Origin of the sequence: Streptomyces aurantiacus JA 4570, assembly GCF_000414115.1 — a bacterium.
In the GTDB taxonomy this organism is placed as follows: domain Bacteria; phylum Actinomycetota; class Actinomycetes; order Streptomycetales; family Streptomycetaceae; genus Streptomyces; species Streptomyces aurantiacus_A.
Window position 1 is genome coordinate 1 of record NZ_AOPZ01000544.1, and the last position, 1,733, is coordinate 1,733.

The 1,733-nt window shown below is 77.1% G+C and carries 2 pseudogenes; one reads left to right on the forward strand and one right to left on the reverse strand.

Annotated elements, in window-relative coordinates:
• Positions 1 to 84 precede the first annotated feature (84 nt).
• Positions 85 to 650, forward strand: a pseudogene (locus STRAU_RS44345) (hypothetical protein).
• Between the two features lie 233 nt (positions 651 to 883).
• Here the strand turns inward: STRAU_RS44345 and STRAU_RS37910 are convergent.
• Positions 884 to 1,733 (reverse strand): annotated as a pseudogene (locus STRAU_RS37910) (primosome assembly protein PriA); the annotation flags it as partial.

Genomic DNA, 1,733 nt, shown 5'->3' on the forward strand with positions numbered 1-1,733 from the left:
CTCCCCCCCTTCCCCTCCCCCCCTCCTCATCCAACCCGATCCCTCAACCCCCGATCCCTCAACGCCGGTTCGAGAGGCTTGTTCATGGCCGACCACGCAACCCACGACGCCCAGGCACGGGCCAGTCTGCACCTGCTGGTGCGGGACATCGAGCGGGTCCGCCGGCAGGTGGACGCACTGCGCACCCTCACCGCCCAGCTCGGCAACGTCTACCGCCCGCGCCGCTCCAGCCCCTCCGCGGGCTTCGTCGTGTACGGACGCGCTCCCGCTCCGACCGTCCGCCTGGCCCAGGAACTGCGGGACAGCGTCGAGACGCTGGTGACCGCCGCCGTCGACTTCGACCGCTCACTCGGCTTCTCGTGGGACGCGGTGGGCTCCGCGCTCGGCGTCACCAAGCAGGCCGTGCACCGCCGCTACGGAAGGCCGTGCACCGCCGCTACGGCGCCCGCCGCGCCGCCACGGCCCAGACCACCGCCGAACCCGAGCGCGCCGCCGAGCCGACCCCCACCACCACCCGCACGGTCCCTGTGGGCGCCCCCCTGCCGTCCGTCCCCGCGGCCCGCGCCATGCCGACCCAGCCGACGGCGGGCAGCACCGGCCTCCGCGACGACATGCGGCCCGGCGCCTTCCCCGGCCCGCGCAACGGCTGACCCCCGGCGGCTGCCGCCTGCCCCTTGCCCGCAACGGGCAGGGGGCAGCCGCGCGTTCGGGCACCCCACGCGGACGTACACCCCGAAGTCACGTACGCCCCGAGGCGCGGCGGAACAGCAGCTCACTCGATCCGCGGCGGAACACCCACGGAACGTCAGCTCACCCACCATCCGGTGGGCGCCGCTTCCCCGGCCTCCGCCCGGACCGCCAACTCACCAAATACCCAACCAACTCACCCAATATCCAGCGGATCAATCCGCACCCGCACCGCGGCCTGCTGCCCCACCCCCCGCGCCATCCGCGCGGCCTGCGCCGTCTTCAAGGCGCGGGCCAGCGCCGCACCGCTCCCGGGCGGCACCCTCACCAAGGCCCGCCCCCACTGCTCGCCGGGCGGCGCGTCCCCGGCCCTGCGAGGGCGGCCGGCCTCGACGGCGGCGACCGGCACCGGCCCCAACACCTCGGCGTCCGAGGGCAGTTCGACGGCACCCAGGAACTCCGCCAGCGCCTCCGGCGGCCCGGTCACCGCCGCCATCCGCGACACCGGAGGAAAGCCCAGCTCCGCCCGCTCGGCCAGCTCCCGCACCGCGTGCCCCACCGGGTCCCAGCGCACCAACGCCTGCACCGGCCGCAGGGTCGGCTCGGCGACGATCACCACCGTGCCGCCCGCGCCCTGGTCGCGCACCAGCGCCGCGGCGCCGATCCACCGCCGCAGCGCGTCCTCGCCCGCCCGCAGATCGGGGCGGCCGAGCATCGCCCAGCCGTCGAGCAGCAGCGCGGCCGCGTAGCCCCCCTCGGCCACCGGCTCCGCGCCCGGCGTGCTCACCACGAGCGCGGGCGCGCCGCCCACCGTGTCGAGGACCTGCTCGCGCCCGGACGTCCGCACCGGCACCGCAGGAAACGCCCGCCCCAGCTCCTCGGCGGTCCGCCGCGCCCCCACGACCTGCGCCCGCAGCCGGAAACCGCCGCACTCGGAGCAGTGCCAGGCCGCTTCGCCGCGCCCGCACCACGCGCACCGCAGCGCGCCGTCGTCCCGGGCCTCCAGCGGCCCCGCGCAGTGCCGGCAGCGCGCGGGCTCCCGGCAC